Raw genomic sequence first — 22,920 nt, 5'->3', positions numbered from 1 at the left:
TTGTGCAGTTGTGCATTGGAAACACAGGTACATTTCAGCGCATCGCCGAGGCGAAGCCGACGGCTCGCTCCACGTCTAAACAGAAGCCATGGGTTTGCATGATTGACTTTTCCGGCGAGCACATAGTGCGAGGCGGGAAGTATGATTGCCTTGTCACCAGGGCTGAATCTGCGAGAACACAGATTCCAGATGCACCACTACCTCTTCCAAGCCGGGGGACCCGCTTATGAGCTGGCGGTGTGAGCCGCTTTCTTTTGCCTACTTTTCTTTGCGGCAGGCAAAGAAAAGTAGGTGCCCGCCCCGCACAGGGGCGACGCTAATAGACCAATAAGAAATCAAGGAAAGGCCAACGCCGCAGGCACACAAACAAAGCGCCACGCCGGCAAACCGCTCAAGAAAATCCCACCGCCACAGGCAACCAGATAACAAACGCCGCGCAGGCAATGAAACAAAAAAACAAAAAACAAAAAACCCCACCGACGAAAACCGCCGGCAGGGCAAAGCGCTCAACAAACTAGCATGAAGAAATGAAGAAACCCAAAGACGTTACCGCGGCGGCCAAGGCTTGGCCGGAGCGCCCATCACCGGCGCGCCCAACAGCGGCGTCGACAACGCATAAGCACCATTCTCCGTAAAGGCCCAAATAATGTTGCGGTCGTACTCGGTATAAATCGCCAGCACGCCCTTGCCAAGGGTATAACTCGGCAGCTCGCTCTCATCCGCCAGCGCCGGCACAAAATACCCGGCAATCGTCGGCTTCTCCGGATTGCGCACGTCGAAAATCTGCACACCGGCGTTATAGAACGAATACGGAATCACACCCTGACGCGAACCACCCGGCTGTCCGATCGCGTTCGAACGCTTCGGACCGAAGTTGCCGCCGCGCTGGCAGAAACTCGTGAACGGCGCGCCTTCAGGCGGTGTCGGCTGCGGCAGCTTGCCCGCTACCTTCAGATGCGACGGATCGCGAGCGTCGACGACAAAGATGTCCTTGTACGGCTCGTAGCAATCGCGGTTCATCGGATACCCGCTCGTCAGCACGAAACCCGTGCGCTCGTACTGGCTGACGTCGGCATTGTCGTACTCGGTGCCGGCAAAGCTCGGCGCGGTATTCACATTGCCAAGCACTTTCGGCTTCGCCGGGTTGGACAGGTCGAACGAATAAAGACCCAAACCACCCATCGCGCCGAAACCAATCTTGCCGCCTTGTTCCAAAGGCTTCGGCAGGAAGATTGGAATGCGCGAGCCCATCCACGAGGTGCGGTTGCCGGCACGCGGGTTCGTCAGGTAAGCCTGTTCGTCAGCTTCGTTGCCGAGTTTCTGCCCCGGCACGGAGATCTGTGAGACGAACTTCGGATCCGCGGGATCCGACATGTCCCAGACCTGATAGCCCGGCGAATACAGATAGTTCGGGTACTCGGTCAAAGCGTAGCTGTCGTCCGGTGCCGCCGAGAGGATCATGTACTTGCCGCCGTAGTACTCCGGCGCATCGAGCGAACCCGAACCTTGCTGCTGACCCACCGGTGCATCGGGATGCTTGTAGTCGGTCGTGCGCGTTGCAATCAGCTTCCATTGGCTCGGCAGGGGGCCGTCCATTTCAAAGACCTTGAAGCCCTTGAGCGAGTTGTAGTGGCGCTGTGCTTCGACCTTGTCCGGTTGCTCGCTCTTGTCGGTCATCAAGCCATAGCGGCCAATTTCGAACGAAGCGACGAGCACCGGCTTGCCGAGCTTCTTGCTCCACACGATGGTGGCGCCGCCGAGGTAATCATGCACATTGTTCGGGTCGAACTTCTCGGTCGGCCCCTTTGGTCCCCACGTGCCGCCCTGCGAAAACACGACCTTGCCGTTGGCGGGATCGGTGACGTCCATGATCCGCAAATAGTCGCGGTCGTGGATATAGAGGTAACGGCGCCCATTGAAGTCGGCAATATTGTTCCAGGCGTGGAAGGGGGAATCGACGAGCGGATAGAAGGCCAGAACCTTGACGTCCTTGGCGTAGCTCTTCTTGTCCCATGTGGTCATTTCACCCGGGAAGCGCTGGCCCTGGTGCACTTCGGGGGTGGCCTTCGGCCACACGAACTGGCCGGTTGCCGGGTCCATGCCGTAGTCGACACCCGGCTTGAGCGGGGCAGGCCGGCGGTCGGGCGTGAGGCGCAACCACTGGGCGAGGTAGGGATCCTTGACAGTCGGCGTGCCGGGCGTCACTTGTGCTGCGGACGCTGCGCCGGCCGATGCCTCGGTGTCCGGCGCGGCTTGCGTGGCCGCGTAAGCCGCCGCGGATACGAAGGTCAACAGGACGCCTGTTGCGAGCGTTGATTTCAGATTGCATGTGCGAAGCATTGGCTTCCTCCTTTTTATATTAGAACGCGTGACGAATCCCGAACTGGAAGCCGCTCGGATTCTGTCCACCGTTCGGATAGACCTGGAACGTGACCGGATAAGGGATAGGCACGTCGTGCTGATGCGTCACGTGCGCGAAAGTCGCATACAGGTCGGTCCGTTTCGACAAACCGTAGATGTAGCCGATCACGCCGCCGGTCGCGCTGGAAATGCTGGTGTTGTTGTCGTCATGACGATGCACCACGCTGGCATACAGGCGATTGCGTCCGTCGATGTTCCAGCGCGCGCCGACCTGCACGTCCCACCCCTGCGAATTGAACGCGACGTACGGCGGATACGCGTAGTAGCCGTTGTACGTGTGATAGATCAGCGTCGGTTCGAAACCGCCGAACTTGTAGACGGCAGAGAAATAGTTGTCGCGTGACGAGAGAATCTGCGACGGCTTGAAGATATTGCGCGTGTACTGCAATTCGCTCACCGCACCGAGGAAAACCGGCCCGTGCCGATAGTCGATACTGGTGCTCAGGAAGCGTCCCGCGCGGGTGCTGTCGCCTACGCCGGTCGTCGCCATGATCCGGCCGGTGAAGCCGTAGAAAGTCGGCGTCTTGTACTGGATCGCGTTATCCACGCGATACGACGCGTAGAAGAACTCCATGTTGTTGACCATACTGAAGTCGGCGGCCCAGCTCGGATCGGCGTAGCCCGCAATCCAGTACGAGGGCGTGAACTGCCGGCCCATCGTCACTTCACCCCAGTTGCCTTTCAGGCCCACGAACGACTGACGGAATTGCGTCGACTGCACGCCGGTATTCGCGGAGAACATCGGCTCGACAGTGAACACGGCCTTGTTGCCGCCGCCCAGATCTTCGACGCCGCTCAAGTTGAAGCGCGAGTTGTTCAGGCCGCCGCTCGACATGCGGGTCACGTTTCCGCCGGAGCCGGAAGAAATCAGATGTTCGATGTTCAGGTCGACATACCCCGACAGCCAGACGCTCGACTGAGCGTGTGCCCCGGCGCATGCAAGCATGACGGCGCCTGACACGAGTGCTTTCTTTTTCATTCAATCTCCAAACAAATCGTCGTTCTTTTTCGTGTGGTAGAGAGTGCTGTCGTCGCGCGCGACAGCCGCGGTTACGTCCTTTTTATGTCGTGTATACACAAACTGTAAAAAATTATACCCACGGCAAAATTTGGATTCCGAGCTTTATTTTTTTATACAAAACAGCGGTTTAGTTATAGCGGGTTGACCCTGATGGCATCGCCCGTCAAAACAGATGCCGGATTCCGGTGGCATAAGTCATCGCGGTGCCATAGCCGGAGAGCCTGTCGTAGACGGTGACGAGGTACAGATCGGTGCGTTTCGACAGGAAGTAGTCGAGGCCCGCGGAGCCGGTGTTGCGGGCAGTGACGGCGTTTTTCGGCGCGCTGCGGCGCGTGTACGCCCATTCGGCGAGCGCGCTGAGTTGCGAGGTCAGCGGGACTGAAAGGCCGGCTTCGTAGGTGTGCGCACCGATGTCGGTCGAATCGGTACGCAGGCCTTGCACTGCGCCATACAGCTTGAAGAGCGAAAAATCATAGGCGGCGCCGACGAGGTACGCGTTCTGTGTCGGCGACGCCACACCGGCGACCACGCGTGTGCGTTGTACGGTCGCGACAGCGGTGAGCGAACCGCCTGCATAGAGGGTCGATAGTGCGGCGTTGTACGTGCCGTCGGCGCCTGCGAAACCACCGGGCGCATAGACCGCGGTGGTGGTCAGTCCGCGCAGATTGGGGCTGGTGTACTGGATGCCATTGTTCCAGACGGTATCGCCCGCAATTGCACCGCCGTACGGCGCGGTAAAGGTCTGCATCACCAGCGGCGAAAACAGGATCGACGCCTGAAATGGATTGACTGCCTGCTCGGCGAGGTAGAGCAGGTTGGTATGCCGCCCCAGCGTCACGCGTCCGAACGGTCCGGCGATACCGACGTACGAATTGCGTCCCCAGAACGGATCGGCGGAGGTGCGGCCGACGCCGCCGTTAGTCGGCTGAAAGAAGCTCTCGAGCACGGCGATCGCGCGATAACCGGCGCCGAGCTCCTCGTTGGCCCGGATGCCCCAGTAAGGCGCCGTCAGTCCCGGACTCTGTTCGGCGATGGCGGCGGGTGGCCCGTTGCTGCGTTTGGTGCTGGCAACATCGAGCCCGATGAGTCCATACAGCGTGACAGACGTTTGCGCTTCAGCGGCGTGGGACGCGAGTCCCCATGCGGCGGCGCAACTGAGCGCGAGCGCGCCCAACGATCGAACGTTCATGGCGGATCCTCTTGTGCAGTTGGGAACAGCGAGAAGACAGCGAGACATCGGCGGAACAGCGGAACTTCAACGAAGCGACAACGGGACAGCAAAAAAGCGTCGAGTGGCGGCGCGAAGCTGCGCCGCCCTGTTTCAGGCAGCGCGCACCGCAAATTCGATGGGTACGTATGCGAAGTGCTGGGACAGGCTGGCGAGTAACGCGTCTCGCTGCGCGATCAGAGATGCGGGCGAGCGGCCCGCGATGTGCGGCGTGATGAGCACGTCAGGATGTTCGAGCAGTGCGCGAGGCACCTCGGGTTCGTCTTCGATCACGTCGAGTCCGGCACCGGCAATCGCGGCGTGAGCGAGAGCGTCGATCAGCGCTTGTGTGTCGAGCACGGAACCACGCGACACGTTCACCACGTAGCCATTCGGCCCCAAGGCTTGCAGCACCTCGCTGCTAACCAGATGCCTGGTCGCGGCGCCGCCGTTGCAGGCGATCACGAGAAAATCGCTGTCGGCCGCAAGCTCGGTGAGGTCTGGGTAGAAGCGACCCGGCGCATCGGCATGCGGCTGCCGTCCGTGATAACCGAGCGTCATGTCGAAACCCTGCGCGCGCGCTGCGATCAGCCTGCCGATGCGTCCCATCCCGAGCAGCCCCAGGCGCGCGCCCGTCAGCGTGGGCCGCTCGGCGCGCGAAGTGCGCCAACGACCGGCTCGCACTGCCTCGGTAAGCGGCGCGTAGCCGCGTGCGAGCGCGAGCAGCAGGCCGATGGCGTGATCGGCGACGGTCGCGGCATTCGCACCGGGCGCATGAGTCACCACGATGCCGCGCCGCATGGCGGCGGCCACGTCGACGTTCTCGTAGCCCGCGCCGAACGCGCTGACGATCTCGAGCGCGGGCAGCATGGCCATCTGCGCGTCGGACAAACCAGTCGAGCCGTTGGTCACCACCGCGCGCACGTTCGCTGGATCAACGCCGGCCGGGAAGGTCCCGGCCCAGCCGTCAGGATGATAGTGAAGGGTGTAGTCGCGCCGCAGCGCATCGAGCGTTGCGGCGGGCAGCGGGATCAGCGCCAGCACATGCCTGCCGCTCATGATCGTGGATCGGCAGTTTGACTGGCGGGCGCCACTTCCTTCACCGCGCCTTTCCAGCCGTTCTCAGTGATATCGAACACGGTGCCGTCGGGCATCCGGTACTTCACTTCGTAGAACACATTCGGATCTTTTTCGTGGCGACCCGTCAGATAGGTGCCGCCCGCCGCGACCACACGCGCCGCGGTGTCTTCGACGCTATCCACCCACATGCCGAAGTGGATCACGCCGCGCACATCTTTCAGGCCCGCGTAACCGGGGACGGTCTCGTCCCTGAAGTTGAGAAGCGCCACGTTCATCGTGCCGTCCGTCATATAGATGCCGCGCATTGCGTTGCCCGCGCGGCGCATGCCGAATGCCTGCTCGAAGAATTGCGCGGCGGCTTCGGGGTCTTCGACCGAGAGCGCGATGTGGCGGAGCTTGTCCATGAGATGTCCTTGGGTTGTTCCGGGTTGTTCTGCAGGGTGAATCGCCTGTCGGCGAAGGGAGGGTTGTCGTGACTGTGAATCAAGTGTGTCCGCAACTTCACCAGGTATACTACGGATAACAAATGTATACACAAAAACAAATTGATATACCAGAATGGTCCTCATACGCCGCTCGCCGCCGTTGGCGCTGACTCGCTGCACTGTATGAGGACCACCGATGCACACCTTGCAGGAACCGTTGGGCAGTCTGTCCGCCACGCTCAGGCAGCGCTTTGCGCAGATCGGGCCGGTGTGGGGGCGCGATATCAATAAGCATCGCGATCTGGTGATCGACGCGTATTCGCCGTTGGTGGCTGCTGCCCGGGATGCCGGAGAGTCGTTCGAAGCGGCGCGCGATATCGCGTACGGCGGCCACGAGCGGCAGCGGCTGGATGTGTTTGCTTCGGTGGAGACGAGAGAGAAAGGCAACGCCGATGTCGTGCTGTTCGTGCACGGTGGTGCGTTCTTGCGCGGCAGCAAGAGCTTCAACGGACTCATTTACGACAACGTGTCGCGCTGGTTCGCGCGACAGGGCCTCGTCGCGCTGAATGTTGAATACCGGCTCGCGCCTGATGCGCCGTATCCCGCGGGCGCAGACGACGTCGCCGCTGCTTTGGCATGGGCACAGAAGCATGCCGCCGAATTCGGCGGCAATCCGCAGAGGATCTTTCTAGTCGGCCATTCGGCAGGCGGTGCGCATGTCGCCACGTATCTGTGCGACCCGTTGTTTGCCGGGTTGCGTGACAGCGCTTCGGCAGTCGCCGGTGCGGTACTGATCAGCGCACGGCTCGCAGCCGACGTGCTTCCCGACAACCCGAACGCAGCAGGCGTGCGCGCCTATTTCGGCGCGGACGAAACACGCTACGCCGCGCGTTCACCGCTGACCCATGCGGCGCATTTCGACACACCGCTGATGGTAGTCGTCGCCGAATACGAGAACCCTTATCTGGATGCCTACGGCGCGGCTTTCTTCGAGCGCGTGCTGCAGGCACGTCAACGCGCCGGTGACGCGGCGCCCAAACGCGCGCCGCGCTTCATGCAGATGCTGCGGCACAACCACACATCGGTAGTCGCGCATTTCGATTCGGGTGAGACGTTGTTAGGCGACGCGATGCTCGATTTTTTCAGCGCGTGATTGTCCACGTCAGCGTCCACGCCTAGCCGTTCAGCCAATCAGGAGATCCGCATGTCCATCCATCGTCCGTCTGCTTTTGCAAAGCCGCGCGTATTCGCGCCGGTCGTTACGCCGTTCACCGCCGGGCTGGCTGTCGATGCGCCGCGTTTCGTCGCGTTCTGCCGGTGGCTGGTCGGGCAGGGCGCGGGGCTTGCGCTGTTCGGTACGAATAGCGAAGCCAACTCGCTGAGTCTTGCCGAACGTCATGCGTTGCTGGATCAGGTGATCGAAGCCGGCATCGACCCCGCGCAGATGTTGCCGGGCACCGGCGCATGCGCGCTGCCTGACGCGATCGCATTGACGCGTCACGCCACTGAAGCCGGTTGCGCGGGCGCCTTGATGCTGCCGCCGTTTTTCTACAAAGGGGTCAGTGACGATGGTCTGTTCGCCTATTACTCCGACGTGATCCAGGCGGTCGGATCGGACCGGTTACGCGTGCTGCTGTATCACATCCCGCAGTTCACCGGCGTGCCGATCACGCATACGCTGATCGAGCGGCTGATCGAGGCGTATCCGCAGACCGTGGTCGGCGTCAAGGACAGTTCCGGCGATTGGGCCAACACGTCGGCGATGCTGGAGAAGTTTCCTGGCTTCGCGGTGTTTCCCGCTTCCGAGGGCTTGCTTGGCAAAGCGCTACCGCTCGGCGCAGCCGGTTGCATTTCGGCGACGGCGAATATTCAGCCGCACGCGATTGCCAGCCTGCTGAATGCGGCGACGCTGGAAGAAAGGGTGGTGTGGGAAGGCAAGGTCGCGACGGTCCGCCTGGCCGTGCAAGCGCAACCAATGATCCCCGCGTTGAAAAGCATCGTCGCGCACTTCGCGAACGATCCCGAATGGAATCGCGTGCGCCCGCCGCTCACGCCGATGAACCTGGCGCAGTCCGGCGCGTTGTTGCAGCAGTTGCAGGCATTGGATTTTTCGATGCCGTCGATGGCCTCGCTTGCAGCGGTGGCCGCGTGAGCATGCAGCGACTGCAGCCGCTGCGGCGCATGCAGCATGTGCCTCGCCGCGCGGTGTTCAACCGCTCAGGCGTTTTCGCGCTCGATGCGCTGCCGCTTGAGCCGGCCGAGTACGACGATCGACAGCCGCGCCGTGTGGTCGCGCATCGCGTTGTACGCACGTTCCGGTTCGGAGTTGAGGATCGCGGAGACGATCTCGCGATGCTCGTCGGTGGCTGCTTCGAAGCGCGACGGCGAAGCCGGCTGCGCGGCACGAAAGCCCGCCAGACGCTGCCGCTGGACGGACATGATCGACGCCAGCGATTTGCTTTGCGCGCCCTTGCAGATCAGTTCGTGGAATTCGCGATTGAGCTGGAAGTACTCCGTTTCATCGCCGCGCGCGATCGCGGCGTTCATTTCGGTCTGGAGCTCTTCGAGCTGCTTCTTCTCGACGAGGCTCATGCGCTGCGCACTCAAGCGGCAGCACAGTGCTTCGAGTTCGCACATCGCTTCGAGCATGTCGGCCAGTTCGTCGATGCTGAACTGCGCGACCACCACCCCCTTGCGCGGCGTCAGTTCGACGAGGCCGCGCGCGGCGAGTTCGCGCAGCGCTTCGCGGATCGGCGTGCGCGAGGCGTTGAAGCGTTCGGCGAGTGCCGCTTCTTCGAGCTTTTGGCCCGGTTCGAGCGTGCCGTCGATGATCTCGTCGCACAGCAGGCGGTAGATCTTGGAGGAGAGCGTCGTCATCGTGATGGTCGTGGGTTGAGCGAAACCGTGAGCAAGCGGCCCCATTATGCGCCAGTGGCCCAACTGCCTCAATCGCCACCGCGCATATCCGGCCTCTGCAGGCCCATGCAGTGTACGCGCGAACGTGTTCATGCCCCGATTGGTGTATACGAGAATTTTAATACAAATACACAGATGACTGAATGTATACGAATTACTGAACCCTCGACGGCAGCTAACTAACACCCTACAAACACAAAAAGCGAGGCAACACGTGACCTGGTTTGGTATTGCAACTTACGAATTGAATGGCCGCAAGGCCACCGGCCTGGCGGTCGGCGACACGTTGTACGACGCACAAGCGGTGTTGAAGCAAACCGCTTCGGCAGCGCCACTTGCCGATGTCGGCACGCTGATCGCCGGTTGGGAGACGGGCGGTGCGGCGACCGTCGAACGCCTCGAAGCCGCGGCGCGTGCGATCGAAGCGGGCACGCTCGACGTCGCGCCGCTCGCCGGCCACACGCTATGCGTGCCGTACCAGCCGCGGCGCATTTTCGCGGCGGCGTCGAACTACTATGAGCACGCGCAGGAAATGGGCACCGAACTGGCGCCGCGTGAGGAAAGCACGCCGTACATGTTCATGAAAGCCGAAACGAGCGTGGTGCCGACGCTTGCCAACGTGGTGATCCCGCCGCACGCGGAGCGGGTCGACTGGGAGGTGGAACTGGCCGTGGTGATCGGCAAGACTGGCCGTCACATCGCCAAAGAAGACGCTTACGACTACATCGCCGGCTACACGATTCTCAACGACGTCAGCGCGCGCGACCTGAATCGCCGCACCGACTATCCGTTCAAACACGACTGGTTTCGCGGCAAGAGTTTCGATACCTTTGGTCCACTGGGCCCCTGGTTCGTGCCGCGCGCGTGTATTGCCGAGCCGCAGAATCTGCGCATGCGCCTCGCGGTGAACGGCGAAATGATGCAGGACGGCAACACGTCCGAGATGATTTTCAACATCGCTGAGCAGATCGAATATTTATCGACGATTCTCACGCTGCAACCGGGCGATCTGATCGCGACAGGCACGCCGACTGGCGTCGGCATGGGACGCGGTATTTATCTGAAGGCGGGCGATGTGATGGTTGCTTCGATCGACGGGATCGGCTCGATCGAGAATCCGCTGGTCGCCGGCTGAGCGTTAGCACGCTAGCCGCGCCATCCACTCACTCCACTCATAGACGGGGAACACGACATGTTGCAGCGGGTACGGCGCGCGGTACGACGGCTGGTTCAGCCACTAAAGCGGCAGGCTGCATTGAGCGCGCTTGCATGGGCCGCCACGGCGTTTTTCACGAGCGCCCACGCGGCCGATACGGTACGCGTCAATCTCGCGTGGCTGCCGCAGGGCAGCACCGGTGGCATCCTGCTCGCCCAGGCGAAGGGCTACTACCGTGATGCCGGCCTCGACGTCAGCGTGATGCGGGGATACGGCGGTCAGCGCACTGTCAACGAAGTGGACGAGGGGCTGTTCGAATTCGGCTACGGCGATCCCGTTAGCGTGATGCTGAACCGTGCGCATGGCGGACATGCGGTGATGGTCGGCGCCATCAACACGCGCTGGCCCGGCGCAATGTGCTATCTCGAGCGGCCCGGCTTCAAGGTGAACACGCTGAAGGATCTTTCGGGGATGACGCTTGGCGGCGGTGGGGCATCACCGGTGCAGAACATCATGCCCGCGTGGCTCAAGCAGAACGGCATGGCGCCCGACGCGATCAAGACCGTGCGCCTCGACCCGGCGGTAATCAATACGGCGCTGCTGCAGAAGCGCATCGACCTGTCGGAGTGCTGGGAAGGCGCGAGCCTGCCTGTGCAGGCGGCGCTGGCGAAGCGGGCGGGGCAGCAACTCGGCAAGGTGTACTACCGGGATTTTGGTCTGGATATGATGGGTAACGGCATTGTCACCACCGATACTTACGTGGCGCAGCATCCCGATGTGGTCAAACGTTTTGTCGCCGCGACGTATCGCGGTTATGCGCTGATGCGCGAGCATCCGCAGGAAGCCGCTGATGCGATTGGCGCGCTTTATCCGGTGCTCGACAAGGCGATTCTGTTGCAACAGATCGTCGAGACCAACGGTCTGATCGCCGACGATCCCGCGCAGCACAAGACCGGCTGGCTGCGTCCGGCTCGCATGGATGCCACCGCGGCGTTTGTGTCGCGTGCGTTCGGCACAGGCACGAAGGTGAAGGCAGCCGATCTTTATACGAATCAGTTTGTTGAATAAACCCGTTCGGGAGCGACGCATCGTGTAGACGACGCGCTCGCTCCAACCAGCCCGCGCGAAGCGCGGTCGACAAAGGAGACAGGCAATGAACAGTTTGCGTCCGAAGCGGCTTGGACACATGGTGCTGATGGTGCGCGACATCAAGAAGTCCGCGCAGTTTTATACCGACGTGCTGGGCCTCAAAGTATCGGACTGGATCGGCGATCAGATGGTGTTTCTGCGCGCCGGCAGCGATCACCACGATCTCGCGCTCGCGCAGCTGCCGAAAGATTCCGCCGACTTCAACGATTTACCGCGTTACTCGCGGCCCGGCCTCGAGCACTTTTCCTATCTGATCGACAGCTACGAGGAGATGGAGCGCTCGGTGAAGGTTTTGCAGGAGCATGGCGTCGAGATCGTGCGTGGCATCGGCCGGCACGGTCCGGGCAACAACCTGTTCCTCGTCTTCAAGGACCCGGACGGCAACAACGTCGAGGTGTACTGCGAGATGACGCAGATCGGCGAGCGCGACGCGCACGAGCCGCAGGTGTGGGAGCGCACGATCGAATCGTTCGATCAGTACCGCTTCGAGCGCTTTGTCGTGCCGCCGCCACCGCATCTGGTGGCGCAAAAGTCGGCACAGGCAGCGGCGCAAAATACGGCGTCGAACCCATCGCAAGATGCAGCGAAAGCCGATTCGTCCAATTCGTCTGATAGCGAATAATTCGGAACCCTCATGAAGCGATTGATCGAAACCGTCTCGTTCTGGATCGTGATTGGCTTGATCTGGGAGTTCGGCGTGCGTTGGACGGGCACGCGCGAATATGTGCTGCCGGCGCTGTCGCAGGTCTTTGCGGCCGGTTGGGAAATGCGTGGACAGTTGCTGTCCGATACCTTGGCGACGGCGTGGGAAGTGTTTGCCGGGTTCGCGCTGGCGCTGATCGGCGGGCTGACGATCGGCTTGCTCGCGAGCATGTCGAGCATTGCGCGGCGCACGTTGTTTCCGCTTGTCACGGCATTGCAGAGCATGCCGAAGATCGCGCTCGCGCCGTTGCTGATCGTCTGGTTCGGGTATGGGTTTGCGTCCAAACTGGCGGCGGCCGTGCTGTTCGCGTTCTTCCCGATCGTGATCGCGACGATGGGGGGGCTCGCCGGTGTGCCGCGCAACCTGGATGAGCATTTTAGGGCGCTCGGCGCCTCGCAGGCCAAGACCTTCTGGTATCTGCGTTTGCCTGCTGCGTTGCCCGCGCTGATCGACGGTTTGAAGATCGCGATGCCGTTGGCGGTCATCGGCGCGATTGTCGGCGAGTTCATTGGTTCAGAGTCGGGGCTGGGGCATCTGATCGTGTTTGCGACATCGAATGCGCAGACTTCGCTGTCGTTCGCTGCGATCCTGATGGTGACCGTGCTGGCGATGCTGTTTTACTGGGCCGTCGAACTGGTTTCGCGCGGCGTGTGGTGGAGAGGGGTGACGGTCTGATGGCACTGGTCGACAAGTTGCGTATTGTGCAGCGCGCCGCGGCAACCGGCGCACAGGTTCATCCTTTGCATCGCGACGAAGCGGCGCCCGCGCTGATTTCGGTCGAGAAGGTCGGCAAGCGGTTTGCCGCACGGGGCGGAGCGGAGGCGTTCAGCGCGCTCGACGATGTGTCGATGCAGGTTCGCCAGGGCGAATTCGTATCGATCCTTGGGCCGAGCGGGTGTGGCAAGAGCACCTTGCTGCGGATGGTGGCGGGTCTTATGCCATGCGATGGCGGGCAGATCCTGCTCGGCACCGAGCCGATTTCCGCGCCAGTGCCGGATATTGGCGTGGTGTTTCAGACGAGCAATATGCTGCCCTGGCTGACGGTCGGGGCGAATATCCGGCTAGGCGCGAAGTTGAGGAATGTGCCGCGGGCCCAAGTGGACGCGCGGCTTCCTGCGTTGCTCGAGACCTTGGGATTGACGGCGTTTGCCGACCGGTATCCGCATGAGTTGTCCGGCGGGATGAGGCAGCGTGCCGCGATTGGGCAGATTCTGTTGCTCGAGCCACGCGTGATGCTGATGGATGAGCCGTTCGGTGCCTTGGACGCGCTGACGCGAGATCGGTTGAATGTCGAGCTTTTACGGATCTGGCAGCAGAGCACGCTGACTGTTTTACTGGTGACGCACAGCATCCATGAGGCGGTATTTTTGTCGGATCGGGTGTTGGTGATGTCGGAGCGGCCTGGTCGTGTGATCCACGACGTCAAGATCGACCTGCCGCGGCCGCGGGAGCCCGATCAGGTTAAGAGTGATCCCCTGTACGGCGAGTATGTTTCGCAGCTTTCCAGATTGATGGGCGTGTTTTAAGTCTTGTGTTCCAGACGTGTGCTGCCTTCGCTCAAGGAGGGTGGCGCGTCCTTCAAAAGCACGCGCGGGCCCCTCAGGCCCGCGCGTTCGCACATCGTTTCGTCCGTCCTTGGCTCACGAGATCGTGGACGGATTTTATTACGGCGCTATCGCGTCGGACGTCTCGTTGCTCCAGTACGGCGGCAGCGCCTTGTAAGGATTCGACGCTCCCAGCGACGTGACGAACACCGCGCCCGCACCGTGCGCTGCCGCGTATTGCATGATTCCCGGCAACTGCGCAGCGCTCGCGCTATACACCATGTGAACAAAGCGACTCTTCGGATAAGCCGCTTGCCAGCTCATCGGTTTGTAGCTCGCGTAGCTCTTCGCACTGCTTTCAAATACGACGAACTGGTCAGCCGTCGGCAAGCTCGCATAAAGCTCCGGAATGTTGGTGCCCGGATTGGCAGTGACCGAGTAGCTCGCGTTCAGCCCTTTGATGTAGTTGTAGACCGACTGGTAGTACTGGATATGAGACATCGTGCTGTCGGACGACATCTCGTCGATGAAGAACCCGTCGACCTTGTAGAGCGACACGTAGGCGTTGATATCGGTCACGACCGCGGAGAGTGAGCGCGTTCCGTACGAGGTGTGGACGTAGCCCAGCACTTTGCCGCCTGCCGCGCGGACTTTGGCCACCGCAGCTGCGTAGTTCGGATCTTCGGTGGTGCCCGGGCCGCTATTCGGATTCAGAATGGCCGTGGTCGGCACCTTGTGAGCCGTTGTCGCCAGGGTATTCCAGTTCGCAACGCTGCTGGTTGCGTTGAAGTAGGAAGGTACAACGAGATTGAGTACGGCACTCCCCGCGAATGCCGTGCCATGCGCGCAAACTGCCAGCATGCATGCCAGCAATCTGGCTTTTTTTAGAAGCTTGCCGGTGTGAGCCGAGTGGTGGACTCCGTGAGCGGATTCCAAAGCGGCAACCTGCGCCGTGCGCGTTCCCCGAACCGTCTTCATTTAGCCTCCTGACACGGTTTTTGATAACCGCTGTCGATTGGCCCGCCATGGATAGGCGGGCAACTGGCGAACTCCCGTCAGAGAGTCCCTATAGTTTTGCGTCGCCGGATCGCTCCGGGTTTGCCCAACCGTGCTAACGGCAATGTTGGCGATTCCTTTAGGGCCTGGCGAAGTTTTTTATGACGCGCGATTTCAAATCGAATGGTCGCGTCAGTTTTCGCTGTTGTTGTGGCACGCCGCGAAGCCTGTTCTTTTTCGGCCTGACGCCAGTGTGTATTCGTCGGAACTATTAAGAGCGGTGGAAAGCAGAATGAAAAAAACACACGACTGTGCATTTTTTCTTTAATTGATCAGACGATTTTACTATTCTGAATCGACGGCTCGCTTGAAATGCGCGCCGCGATGTTGGAGAAAACGGGCCGATAGCACACCTGAGGCTGCAGTTGCGTCCGCGGAATGTCATGCCTGCGGTTGCGCTGCAAGCAGGAATTTCCAATTTTTGGCTATTTTCCAACACCTTGCAGAACCCCACGGAGCGCCAGATGCGGGTAACCAGCGGGAAATCGTTTGCGCATAGGCGCGCAATCGTTTGCCACCTGGCTTAAAGGAAATGCGTTTTTCAATATTTAACACGACCCATTCCGGCAATGTCCGAAGTTTGCTTGAGAGGCCACATTTCGTGTGCTATCTTTCACCGCCTCACGAGGCAAGCAAAAAAAAATGTCGGTTTCGCGTTCCGCACAACGATGGATTTACGTTGTGTAAATAATGCCATCGCGCCGGCTCGAAAATGGGTAAGCGGAATTTTTTTCTCCACCTGGAGATTGCGCCGCTCGCCTGCAGAACAAAACGGGGAAAGATTTTGGCCATGAAGAAGCGGACCCGGGCACGCGCCGGTGGGAATTCTTGCGCGGTTGCTGACCGGTCAGGCGAGCGGCTTTTCAGACGCACCCTTATCTCGATCGCGCTCAGCGCGGCGAGCGTGGCGCCGCTTTCGACCCATGCCGAAGTTGCTCCGCTGCAGTCCGCGATCGTAGCCACCAGCATTGCGCCGGCCCTGCCGAACCTCGCTTTCTTCTACGCGGCAAATCCCCCTGTTGGCGAACTGCAAGCATTCGATGCCGTCGTGATCGATCCCGCCACCGGCTTCGATCCGCTTGCTCATCCGCTGCGTCATACCGCCTGGATTGCGCGCACCACGGGCGCTGAGTCCGCTCAATCGGCCGATGCCTTCGTCGCCAATCAGATCGAGCCGCTGTGGCGGCGTGGTTATCGTGGCTTCCTGCTCGATACGCCCGCCGCGATCGCGGCTGCCGGGCGCATCCAGGAGGTTCATCCGGAGGCGCGCCTCGTCGCTGGCGGCGCCGACGTGTTGCATATCGCGCTGCCGTATGCGAAGTCGCTCTACGCCGTGGTGGGGGATTCACTGGTCCGCGGCCTCGACGATAGCGGCCGGCCGGTCGAAATCCCGGAACCGTTGCGTGCGGAGCGCGTCGCGGCGGCGCGTGCATTCACGCGGCAAACGGGTGTCGCGGTGGTGTCCGTGGAGTTTTGTGCCCGTAGCGACCGGCAGTGTGCCCGCGACACGGCCGCACAAGTCGTGGCCACCGGCGTCGTGCCTTACGTCACAAGCAAGGCGCGCGATATCGTCGGTATCGGCAAGATCGAAGTGATGCCGCGCAAGATTCTCGTCGTGCAGGACCGCGATACCAAGGACCCGCTCGACCTGAGCGCCGGTGTGCGCGATCTGGCCATGCCGCTCAATTACATGGGATACGACGTCCAGTACGCCGATTTCTCGACGCGTTTGCCGGACGACATCACACCGGATCGCTACGCCGGTGTTGTCGCCTGGATTCAGCGGGGCGCCGTGCCCGATCCGCAAGTCTGGCAACGCTGGGTCGCCGCGCGGATGGCGGACCACGTTCCCGTCGCGTTTCTCGGTCAGTTCGGCTTTGACGCGGCCGGTGCGGGCGGCGCGGCGCTCGACCTGCAAGCCGTGTCCGGCACGTTTGCCGCCCCGGTCACCGTGGTCAAGAGCGATCCGATGGTCGGCTTCGAGATCAGCCCGAAACCCGAGCCACGAGATCTGCAAGGCGTACGCGTCGGCTCACATAGCCAGTCCTTGCTGCGCGTGTCAGCCAACGGGGTGCTGCTCGATCAGGTCGCGTTGACGCCGTGGGGCGGTTATGCACTCAGTCCCTACACGGTGGCGTCGCTCGACAGCATCGAGCAGGAACGCTGGGCCATTCAGCCGATCGCTTTCATGAAAGCGGCGCTGCATCTGCAGGACATGCCGTCGCCGAGCGTCACGACCGAAAACGGCCGCCGTCTGTTGATGTCGCACGTCGATGGCGACGGCTTCGCGTCGCGTGCCGAATTCCCCGGTCCCGATTATTCCGGCGAGGCGCTGTATCAGCAGATTTTCAGCCGCTACCCGGTGCCGATGACCTTGTCGGTCATTGAAGGGGAGGTCGGTCCGAAGGGCCTGCATCCGGATATCTCGCCGCGTCTCGAGGAGATCGCCCGCAAGATGTTCGCGCTGCCGAACGTCGAGATCGGCACGCACACGTATTCGCATCCGTTCCAATGGGAACAGGTCGACAGTAAGACCGGCGCGCAAGTGGACCGCGGAGGCGGCGATGCGGCGTTCTCGCTGAATATCCCGGGTTATCACTTCAATATCGATCGCGAGATCACCGGTTCGATCGACTACATCAACACGCGCCTGGCGCCTCCCGGCAAGCGGACCGTGCTGCTGCAATGGTCCGGCGATTGCCGGCCGCCGGGTTTCGTCGTGCGCAGAGTGTATGAAGCAGGCGTCTATAACTTCAACGGCGGCGATACCGTCATTACGAAGTCGGCGAACAGCTGGACCAATATCGCGCCCATCGGCGTCGACAAAGGTCCGGGCGCCTACCAGGTGTACGCGCCGAACCAGGACGAGAACGTCTACACGAACGACTGGCAAGGCCCGTTCTACGGTTTCACGCGCGTGCTCGAAACCTACGCGATGACGGACCGTCCGCTGCGTTTCAAGCCGATCGACATCTACTACCACATGTACAGCGGCACCAAGGTGGCGTCGTTGCGTGCGCTCGACCAGATCTTTTCGACGGTGCTCAAGCAACCGGTGATGCCGGTGTATGTGAGCGAATACATCCGCAAGGTGCTCGACTGGCGCTCGTTCGCCGTAGCGAAGGAGGTCGGTCCGCATGCGAATGACTGGATCGTGCGCGGCAATGGCGAAGTGCGCGAGTTGCACTGGCCGCAAGCCGCCACGCCGGCACTCGATACGGCAGCCGGACTGACGGGCTTCGCGGCAGGTCCCGACGGCACCTACATCCACATCGACGGCGGCAGCGCCCGCTTTGCAATCGCCGGCTCGGCAAGCGCGCCGTATATCGCGGAGGCCAACGGTTTTGTGCGCAACTTCAGGCGCACGCCGAACGGCATGCGTTTCGAGTTTGCCGGCCATTACCAGCCGTTCGTCAAGCTGGCGAACGCACAGTCGTGCAGGATCAGCGTGAACAACCAACCGGTCGCCGCGCGCCGCGACGGCAATTTCCTGCGCTTCGATACCTCGGCGAGCGTCGGTGAAAAACTGAACTACACGTCTGTCGAGGCCGCCTGTGGTCGCTAATCGCCCGCGCATCGCGCCCACCTGGCTGGTCCTGCTGCTCGCCTGTGTCGTGCTGATTACGCTCTACCTCGTGCATCCGCGTGGCGGGTTGCGTAGCCGCATGACATCGACGGATGCACCCAGCGATCTCAGCATTGCCTACCTCGAAGCATGGTTGCGCGTGCAGCCCGACAACACGGATATTCTGTCGGTTCTCGGTACGCAGTACGTCCGTCTGGGACGCACCGAGGACGCCCGCCGTATCGCCGATCGCATGGCGGCGATTCCCACCGACGCAATGCGCCGCGCGGCGCAGTTGTTGCGTCTGACAGTCGATACCCGCGAGACCTTCGCGCTGCCCGCCAACGACCCCGGCCGCGACGCCGCGCTGGCTCGCTTGCGGGTGCAGCTCGCCAATGCGGCGACACTGTCGTGGTCGAATGCCGATCTGCAAATGCTGGCCGACGCGGCAGCCTCGGTCAATGCGCAACAGGTCGCCATGCAACTGTATGCGCGCCTGGCCGTCCAGGACCCCGCGCAGCAGGAGCACTGGAACCGCGAGGTGGTGCGCTATGCGATGTATGCGGGCGACTATCGCGGCGCGGCCGACGGCTGGTTCCGCCTGCAGGCGAACGCGACGACGTTTGACGCGCAGCGCCGCTGCTTTATCGAAGGCATTCGCGCGTTGCAATCCGGCAATCTGCTCAACGATGCATTGGCCGCCGCCGATCAGCACGGTGCGGCGTTTGCTCACGATCACGAGACGCTTGTCGTGCTGCTGAATCTGGCGCGCGCCGCTCATCGGCCGGATCTCGTGGACCGCTATGCGAAAGCGCTGGCCGGCTACGCGCAGGCACGACCCGATGACAACGCCGCACTGCGGCTGGTCGACTTCATCCAGCAACGCGCGCGGCATGACGGAGCGCGAGGCCAGTACGCCTACATGGACGGCCCGCAGGCCGGGCCTCGCATGGCCATGCGGATTGGCACGCGCGGCTGGGGGGATGCGCACGTCGTACGGGTGGCGGCGTCTGCTTCGAATCCCGGCTCGGCATCGAGCACGGTCGCAGCATCGAGCGCCCCTGCCGCTTCAGCTCCGGCAACTGCATCAAACCCTGGCACCGCCGCGACGAACGACGTCCCAGGCCTTCTGTATCAATCGTTCCTCGAATCGAGCGATTTGCCGAACGCGCAGCGGGTAGCCACGGAACAGGTCCAGAAGAATCCGAACTCGCCGGTCTGGACGAAACGTCTCGCCCAGGTCGCCGAATGGAACCACGCGTCGCCGCTCGCGCTGCAGATGTGGCTCGCCTACGCGCAGGCCACGCACGATCCGGACGGCTGGAAGAACGTGATGCGCCTCGCGCCGATGCTGAACGACGACAATGCTTATCTCGCGGCGTTGATCCAGGCATCGAATGCATCGCCCGGCGATCTGAAGCTGATCGACGCGGTGGTCGCGGCCTATGAACGTCTCGGCCGCCCGGACGACGCGCTGGCTTTCCTGCACAGCCGTCAACGGAATTCGCAGGCCGAAGCCATCGACTCGCGAATCGGTTTGCTCGCCGAGCGCGCCGGCCATGATGACGAAGCGCTCGCGTACAACCGCAAACTGAACCAGCTGTATCCGGACAATACGCAATACGCGCTGCGCACGGCCAGCCTGCTGTACCGTCACGGCGACTACAAGGGTGCGCTCGGCACGCTGCTCGCCGCGCGTCACGGCGCGAAAGACGACGACGTGCTGTTCTGGCGCAACGCCGCGCAACTCGCCCGTCTTCTGCAACGCGACGACATTGCGAACGATGCCTACAAGCATCTGCTCACAAGCGGCCACGCAACGCCCGAAGACCTCAGCGCGATGACGTACTTCTACGACGCGTACCCGATCGACGCCGGCCGTACCGCCGAATTGCAGTATCGCCGCGATCAGTCGCCGCGTGCCCTGCAGGAGGCTATCCACTACTACACGGACGCGGAGCAGTACGAGCGCATTGCCGCGCTGCTGCAAACCCTGACGCCGGCGCAATTGGCGGCCGCCGAACAAGACCCGGGTTTTCTGCGTGTACGCGCCGAATACTATCGCCAGACCGATCGTCCGTTCGACGCGCTGCACGACCTGCAGATCGCGGTGACGCTGCCTGGCGCGACGCTCGATCTGCGCGCGGCGCTCCTCTGGACCCTGGTCGACTACGGCAGCGAAGCACAACTGCGCAACGCGATGTCCGAGTGGCGCGACGCGCCCGCGCAGGCGCCGGTATTGTGGGGGCCGCTGGCGGCCGCCGAGATGCGCTTGAACCGCCCCGAAGCGGCGCTGAAATATTTGCGTCTGCAATCAGCGGCGATGTCGCGTGATCCGCTCTGGCAGCTGACCTATGCCGAAGCGCAGGAGATGGCCGGCCGCAGCGATCTGGCGTGGTCTATCCGGCGCAATGTGTGGCGCCAGATGCAACAGGACGAGGCCGCGATCCGCGACGAGACTGCGCAAGGCCAGGCGGCACAGCGCACGCGCGCATCGCAGGACGGCGAAGTGCGCGAGCAGATGCTCGGCCGTCGCGTCACGCTCGCGTCGATCTTCGAAAACGCGGATGTGTCGAAGGCTTTCCTCAACGATCTGCTCGCGAGCGACGCAGGCCGCAACGACCACAGCGCTGCGCGCCGCACCTTGCTCGGGGATGCGCCCGGTCTGCCGCCCGCGCAGACCGCACCGGCAAAACCGGCCGGAACGCTGCAGGAGCAGGCGCGCTTGACGTCGTCGGTGGCCAAGGATGTGGCGCTCGCGTGGGCGATGTCGCATGAAGCGAATCCGCTGGCCAAGCGCTGGCTGGCGCGCCAGTACGCGTCGGTTCTGGTGCAACCGTCCGAACAGCTGATTGCGATTGCGCTCGCGGACAACGACAAGCCCGCGATGGAGCGTCTGCTTGATCAGCAAGGGGCGCGCTTGCCGCTCTACAACAGGATCGATGCATCGGTTGTGGTCGATCGCCCGGGTGCGGCTGAGAATCTCGCGTTTCAGGGCCTCGAAGGCGCACCCTACGATTCGGAACTGCATACCCGTTTGCAGCAGACCGCGTTGACGTGGCCGCAGTCGCTCGACGCGACAGTGACCAGCTTCGTCGAGCATCCGCTCGATTACGTCGAACAGACACTCGCAGGGAGCATCAAGATCGCCGATCTGTACATGATCGGCGTGACTGGCACGCAACGCTTCCAGCATTCGACGGATTCTTCGCAGTTGACCAATGTGCCTTCGGTAGACCGCGGGGTGGACTTTTTCGCGCGGCGTCAAACGTACGATTCTGCCTTCACGGTGACAGCGGGCCGCCGCGAAGCGCTCGACAGCTTTTACAGCGTGTCGGTGGGCGCGGAGTGGGGCCTGAATTCGTCGTTGTCGATGGCGCTCAAGGCGGGCCGCAATCAGACGGCGCGCGAATCGCAGGCACTGCTCGTGGGCGGCATGAAGGACAACATCATCGGCTCGGTGACGTACCGCATGACGCAGCATCTCTATGCAACGGGGATTGTCGAAGCCGATCGCTTCTATAGCCAGGCGCGTAACTACCTGGGCAGCGGCGTGCTGTCGAGCGGCGAGATCGGCTACAAGATCCGCACCGGCTATCCCGACTACACCGTTCGGCTGATCGGCGTGCACGGCGACTACAGTGCGAGCGGCCAGGCCGATGGCCTGATCTCGCAACTGATTCCGGCGAGCGCCGGTCCGGTCACCGCATCCACCTTCGTTCCGCAGACGTATTCGCAGTACGGGCTTTTCTTCGGTTTCGGCAACGATCTGCTCGAGCAGTACACGCGTGCATGGCGGCCGTTCCTGGACGTCGGCATTCTGCACGACTCGTTCCAGGGCTGGGGGCCGTCAGTCAGCCTCGGACTCGCCGGGACGGTGTTCGGCGGGGACCACGCGGCGCTCTTTTTCTCGCATCAGCGCGTGTCGCGTCTCGGCACGCCGGTGACCCAGATCGGCGCCCGTTACAGCTGGTTTTATTGAATCGGATTTCGAATCCATCTAAGGAGAATTCTTCATGCACGGCTTAAAAAAATTGGCTCGTACGGGTGCCTGGTGCGTCGCGGCAACGGCGTTGGCACTGCTCGTCAGCGCTTGCGGGACGGTGCGCCAGACCTCGGGCCCCGCGCTGTCGCGCGGCGACAAAGTGGCGGTGGTCTCGATCGCCAACTACACTGAAACCCCGGACGCCGGTCGTAGCGCCGAATCGATCGCGGCGAACGCGCTGCGTGCCGGCGGAATCGCGGACGTGCGCATCGCGCCGGCCGATTCGAACCGCAATTCGCTGTTCGACACGACTCAACGCGCCGATGGCGACAAGACGCTCGAATGGGCGCGCTCGCAGAACGCCCGCTATGTCCTGTCGGGTGCAGTTGAAGAATGGCGCTACAAGACGGGTGTGGACGGTGAACCGGTCGTCGGCGTGACTTTCGAACTGATCGATGTGTCCAATGGCGCCGTGGTCTGGAGCGCGACGGGCACGCGTACCGGATGGAGCCGCTCGGGTCTGTCGAGCGTGGCCACTTCGCTGATCGCCAAGGTTCTGTCGCCACTGCAAGCGCGTCAGTAAGCACGTCAGTAAGCAGGTCAGTAAGCTCATCCCCAGCGTTGGGGGGTGGGGGCCCCAAAGCCGGGGGCCCCCCCCACCCCCCCCCAAAAAAAAGAAAATGCCGAGGAAA

At 62.2% G+C, this 22,920-nt stretch carries 17 protein-coding genes and 1 riboswitch; of the genes, 10 read left to right on the top strand and 7 right to left on the bottom strand.

The window, feature by feature from the left end:
- Positions 1–546: 546 nt before the first annotated feature.
- The 5 genes from KHO31_RS30405 to KHO31_RS30385 all read right to left on the bottom strand — a co-directional run bounded on the left by KHO31_RS30405 (position 547) and on the right by KHO31_RS30385 (position 6,133).
- Complete coding sequence (locus tag KHO31_RS30405; RefSeq protein ID WP_201075498.1) at positions 547–2,340, bottom strand: LVIVD repeat-containing protein; 1,794 nt, start codon at positions 2,338–2,340, stop codon at positions 547–549.
- A gap of 19 nt (positions 2,341–2,359) precedes the next feature.
- Positions 2,360–3,400: a porin gene (locus tag KHO31_RS30400; protein WP_201075496.1), complete on the bottom strand. Its 1,041-nt coding sequence runs from the start codon at positions 3,398–3,400 to the stop codon at positions 2,360–2,362.
- A gap of 205 nt (positions 3,401–3,605) precedes the next feature.
- A complete protein-coding gene (locus KHO31_RS30395) occupies positions 3,606–4,631 on the bottom strand; it encodes a porin (RefSeq protein WP_211624825.1) in 1,026 nt (341 codons plus the stop codon).
- A 132-nt stretch (positions 4,632–4,763) separates the two neighbouring features.
- Positions 4,764–5,708: a 2-hydroxyacid dehydrogenase gene (locus tag KHO31_RS30390; protein ID WP_201075494.1), complete on the bottom strand. Its 945-nt coding sequence runs from the start codon at positions 5,706–5,708 to the stop codon at positions 4,764–4,766.
- Positions 5,705–6,133, bottom strand: a complete 429-nt coding sequence (locus KHO31_RS30385) for a VOC family protein (RefSeq protein WP_201075493.1) — start codon at positions 6,131–6,133, stop codon at positions 5,705–5,707. The genes KHO31_RS30390 and KHO31_RS30385 overlap by 4 nt, the downstream gene beginning before the upstream one ends.
- A 217-nt stretch (positions 6,134–6,350) precedes the next feature.
- On the opposite strand from KHO31_RS30385, the gene KHO31_RS30380 reads away from it, so the two are divergent.
- The gene (locus KHO31_RS30380; protein WP_201075492.1) at positions 6,351–7,307 is read left to right on the top strand and encodes an alpha/beta hydrolase; all 957 of its coding nucleotides are present in this window, start codon (positions 6,351–6,353) and stop codon (positions 7,305–7,307) included.
- Between the two features lie 51 nt (positions 7,308–7,358).
- Positions 7,359–8,306, top strand: coding sequence for a dihydrodipicolinate synthase family protein (locus KHO31_RS30375; RefSeq protein ID WP_201075491.1), 948 nt, complete (start codon positions 7,359–7,361; stop codon positions 8,304–8,306).
- A 65-nt stretch (positions 8,307–8,371) separates the two neighbouring features.
- Here KHO31_RS30375 and KHO31_RS30370 read toward each other — a convergent pair whose 3' ends face one another.
- Entirely contained in the window at positions 8,372–9,031 is a 660-nt protein-coding gene (locus tag KHO31_RS30370; RefSeq protein ID WP_201085852.1) for a GntR family transcriptional regulator, read from the bottom strand.
- Positions 9,032–9,284: 253 nt separating this feature from the next.
- Between KHO31_RS30370 and KHO31_RS30365 the strand changes: the two genes are divergently transcribed.
- The 5 genes from KHO31_RS30365 to KHO31_RS30345 all read left to right on the top strand — a co-directional run bounded on the left by KHO31_RS30365 (position 9,285) and on the right by KHO31_RS30345 (position 13,604).
- Positions 9,285–10,205, top strand: coding sequence for a fumarylacetoacetate hydrolase family protein (locus tag KHO31_RS30365; RefSeq protein WP_201108303.1), 921 nt, complete (start codon positions 9,285–9,287; stop codon positions 10,203–10,205).
- 57 nt (positions 10,206–10,262) lie between these two features.
- A complete protein-coding gene (locus KHO31_RS30360) occupies positions 10,263–11,294 on the top strand; it encodes an ABC transporter substrate-binding protein (protein WP_201075488.1) in 1,032 nt (343 codons plus the stop codon).
- An 85-nt stretch (positions 11,295–11,379) separates the two neighbouring features.
- The gene (locus tag KHO31_RS30355) at positions 11,380–11,997 is read left to right on the top strand and encodes a VOC family protein (RefSeq protein ID WP_236061218.1); all 618 of its coding nucleotides are present in this window, start codon (positions 11,380–11,382) and stop codon (positions 11,995–11,997) included.
- Between the two features lie 12 nt (positions 11,998–12,009).
- Positions 12,010–12,753: an ABC transporter permease gene (locus KHO31_RS30350; RefSeq protein ID WP_201075486.1), complete on the top strand. Its 744-nt coding sequence runs from the start codon at positions 12,010–12,012 to the stop codon at positions 12,751–12,753.
- Positions 12,753–13,604 carry an ABC transporter ATP-binding protein gene (locus KHO31_RS30345; RefSeq protein ID WP_201075484.1) on the top strand — a complete coding sequence of 284 codons (852 nt, stop codon included), beginning with the start codon at positions 12,753–12,755 and terminating at the stop codon, positions 13,602–13,604. The genes KHO31_RS30350 and KHO31_RS30345 overlap by 1 nt, the downstream gene beginning before the upstream one ends.
- A gap of 138 nt (positions 13,605–13,742) precedes the next feature.
- Here KHO31_RS30345 and KHO31_RS30340 read toward each other — a convergent pair whose 3' ends face one another.
- Entirely contained in the window at positions 13,743–14,483 is a 741-nt protein-coding gene (locus tag KHO31_RS30340; protein WP_236061237.1) for a spherulation-specific family 4 protein, read from the bottom strand.
- A gap of 172 nt (positions 14,484–14,655) precedes the next feature.
- Positions 14,656–14,735: riboswitch (cyclic di-GMP riboswitch) on the bottom strand.
- Between the two features lie 733 nt (positions 14,736–15,468).
- On the opposite strand from KHO31_RS30340, the gene KHO31_RS30335 reads away from it, so the two are divergent.
- From KHO31_RS30335 to KHO31_RS30325, 3 genes are read left to right on the top strand one after another with little or no spacing between them, the layout of a single operon-like run.
- On the top strand, positions 15,469–18,243 hold the full coding sequence (locus KHO31_RS30335) for a polysaccharide deacetylase family protein (protein WP_211624823.1): 2,775 nt from the start codon (positions 15,469–15,471) through the stop codon (positions 18,241–18,243).
- Complete coding sequence (locus tag KHO31_RS30330) at positions 18,233–22,225, top strand: tetratricopeptide repeat protein (protein WP_211624822.1); 3,993 nt, start codon at positions 18,233–18,235, stop codon at positions 22,223–22,225. The genes KHO31_RS30335 and KHO31_RS30330 overlap by 11 nt, the downstream gene beginning before the upstream one ends.
- A 34-nt stretch (positions 22,226–22,259) precedes the next feature.
- On the top strand, positions 22,260–22,811 hold the full coding sequence (locus KHO31_RS30325) for a penicillin-binding protein activator LpoB (protein WP_201075474.1): 552 nt from the start codon (positions 22,260–22,262) through the stop codon (positions 22,809–22,811).
- The last annotated feature ends 109 nt before the right edge of the window (positions 22,812–22,920 follow it).

Source organism: Paraburkholderia domus (assembly GCF_905220705.1).
GTDB classification, from domain to species: Bacteria; Pseudomonadota; Gammaproteobacteria; order Burkholderiales; family Burkholderiaceae; genus Paraburkholderia; species Paraburkholderia domus.
Note: the sequence above shows the minus strand (reverse complement) of the source record. Positions and strands in the feature narration are given on the sequence as shown.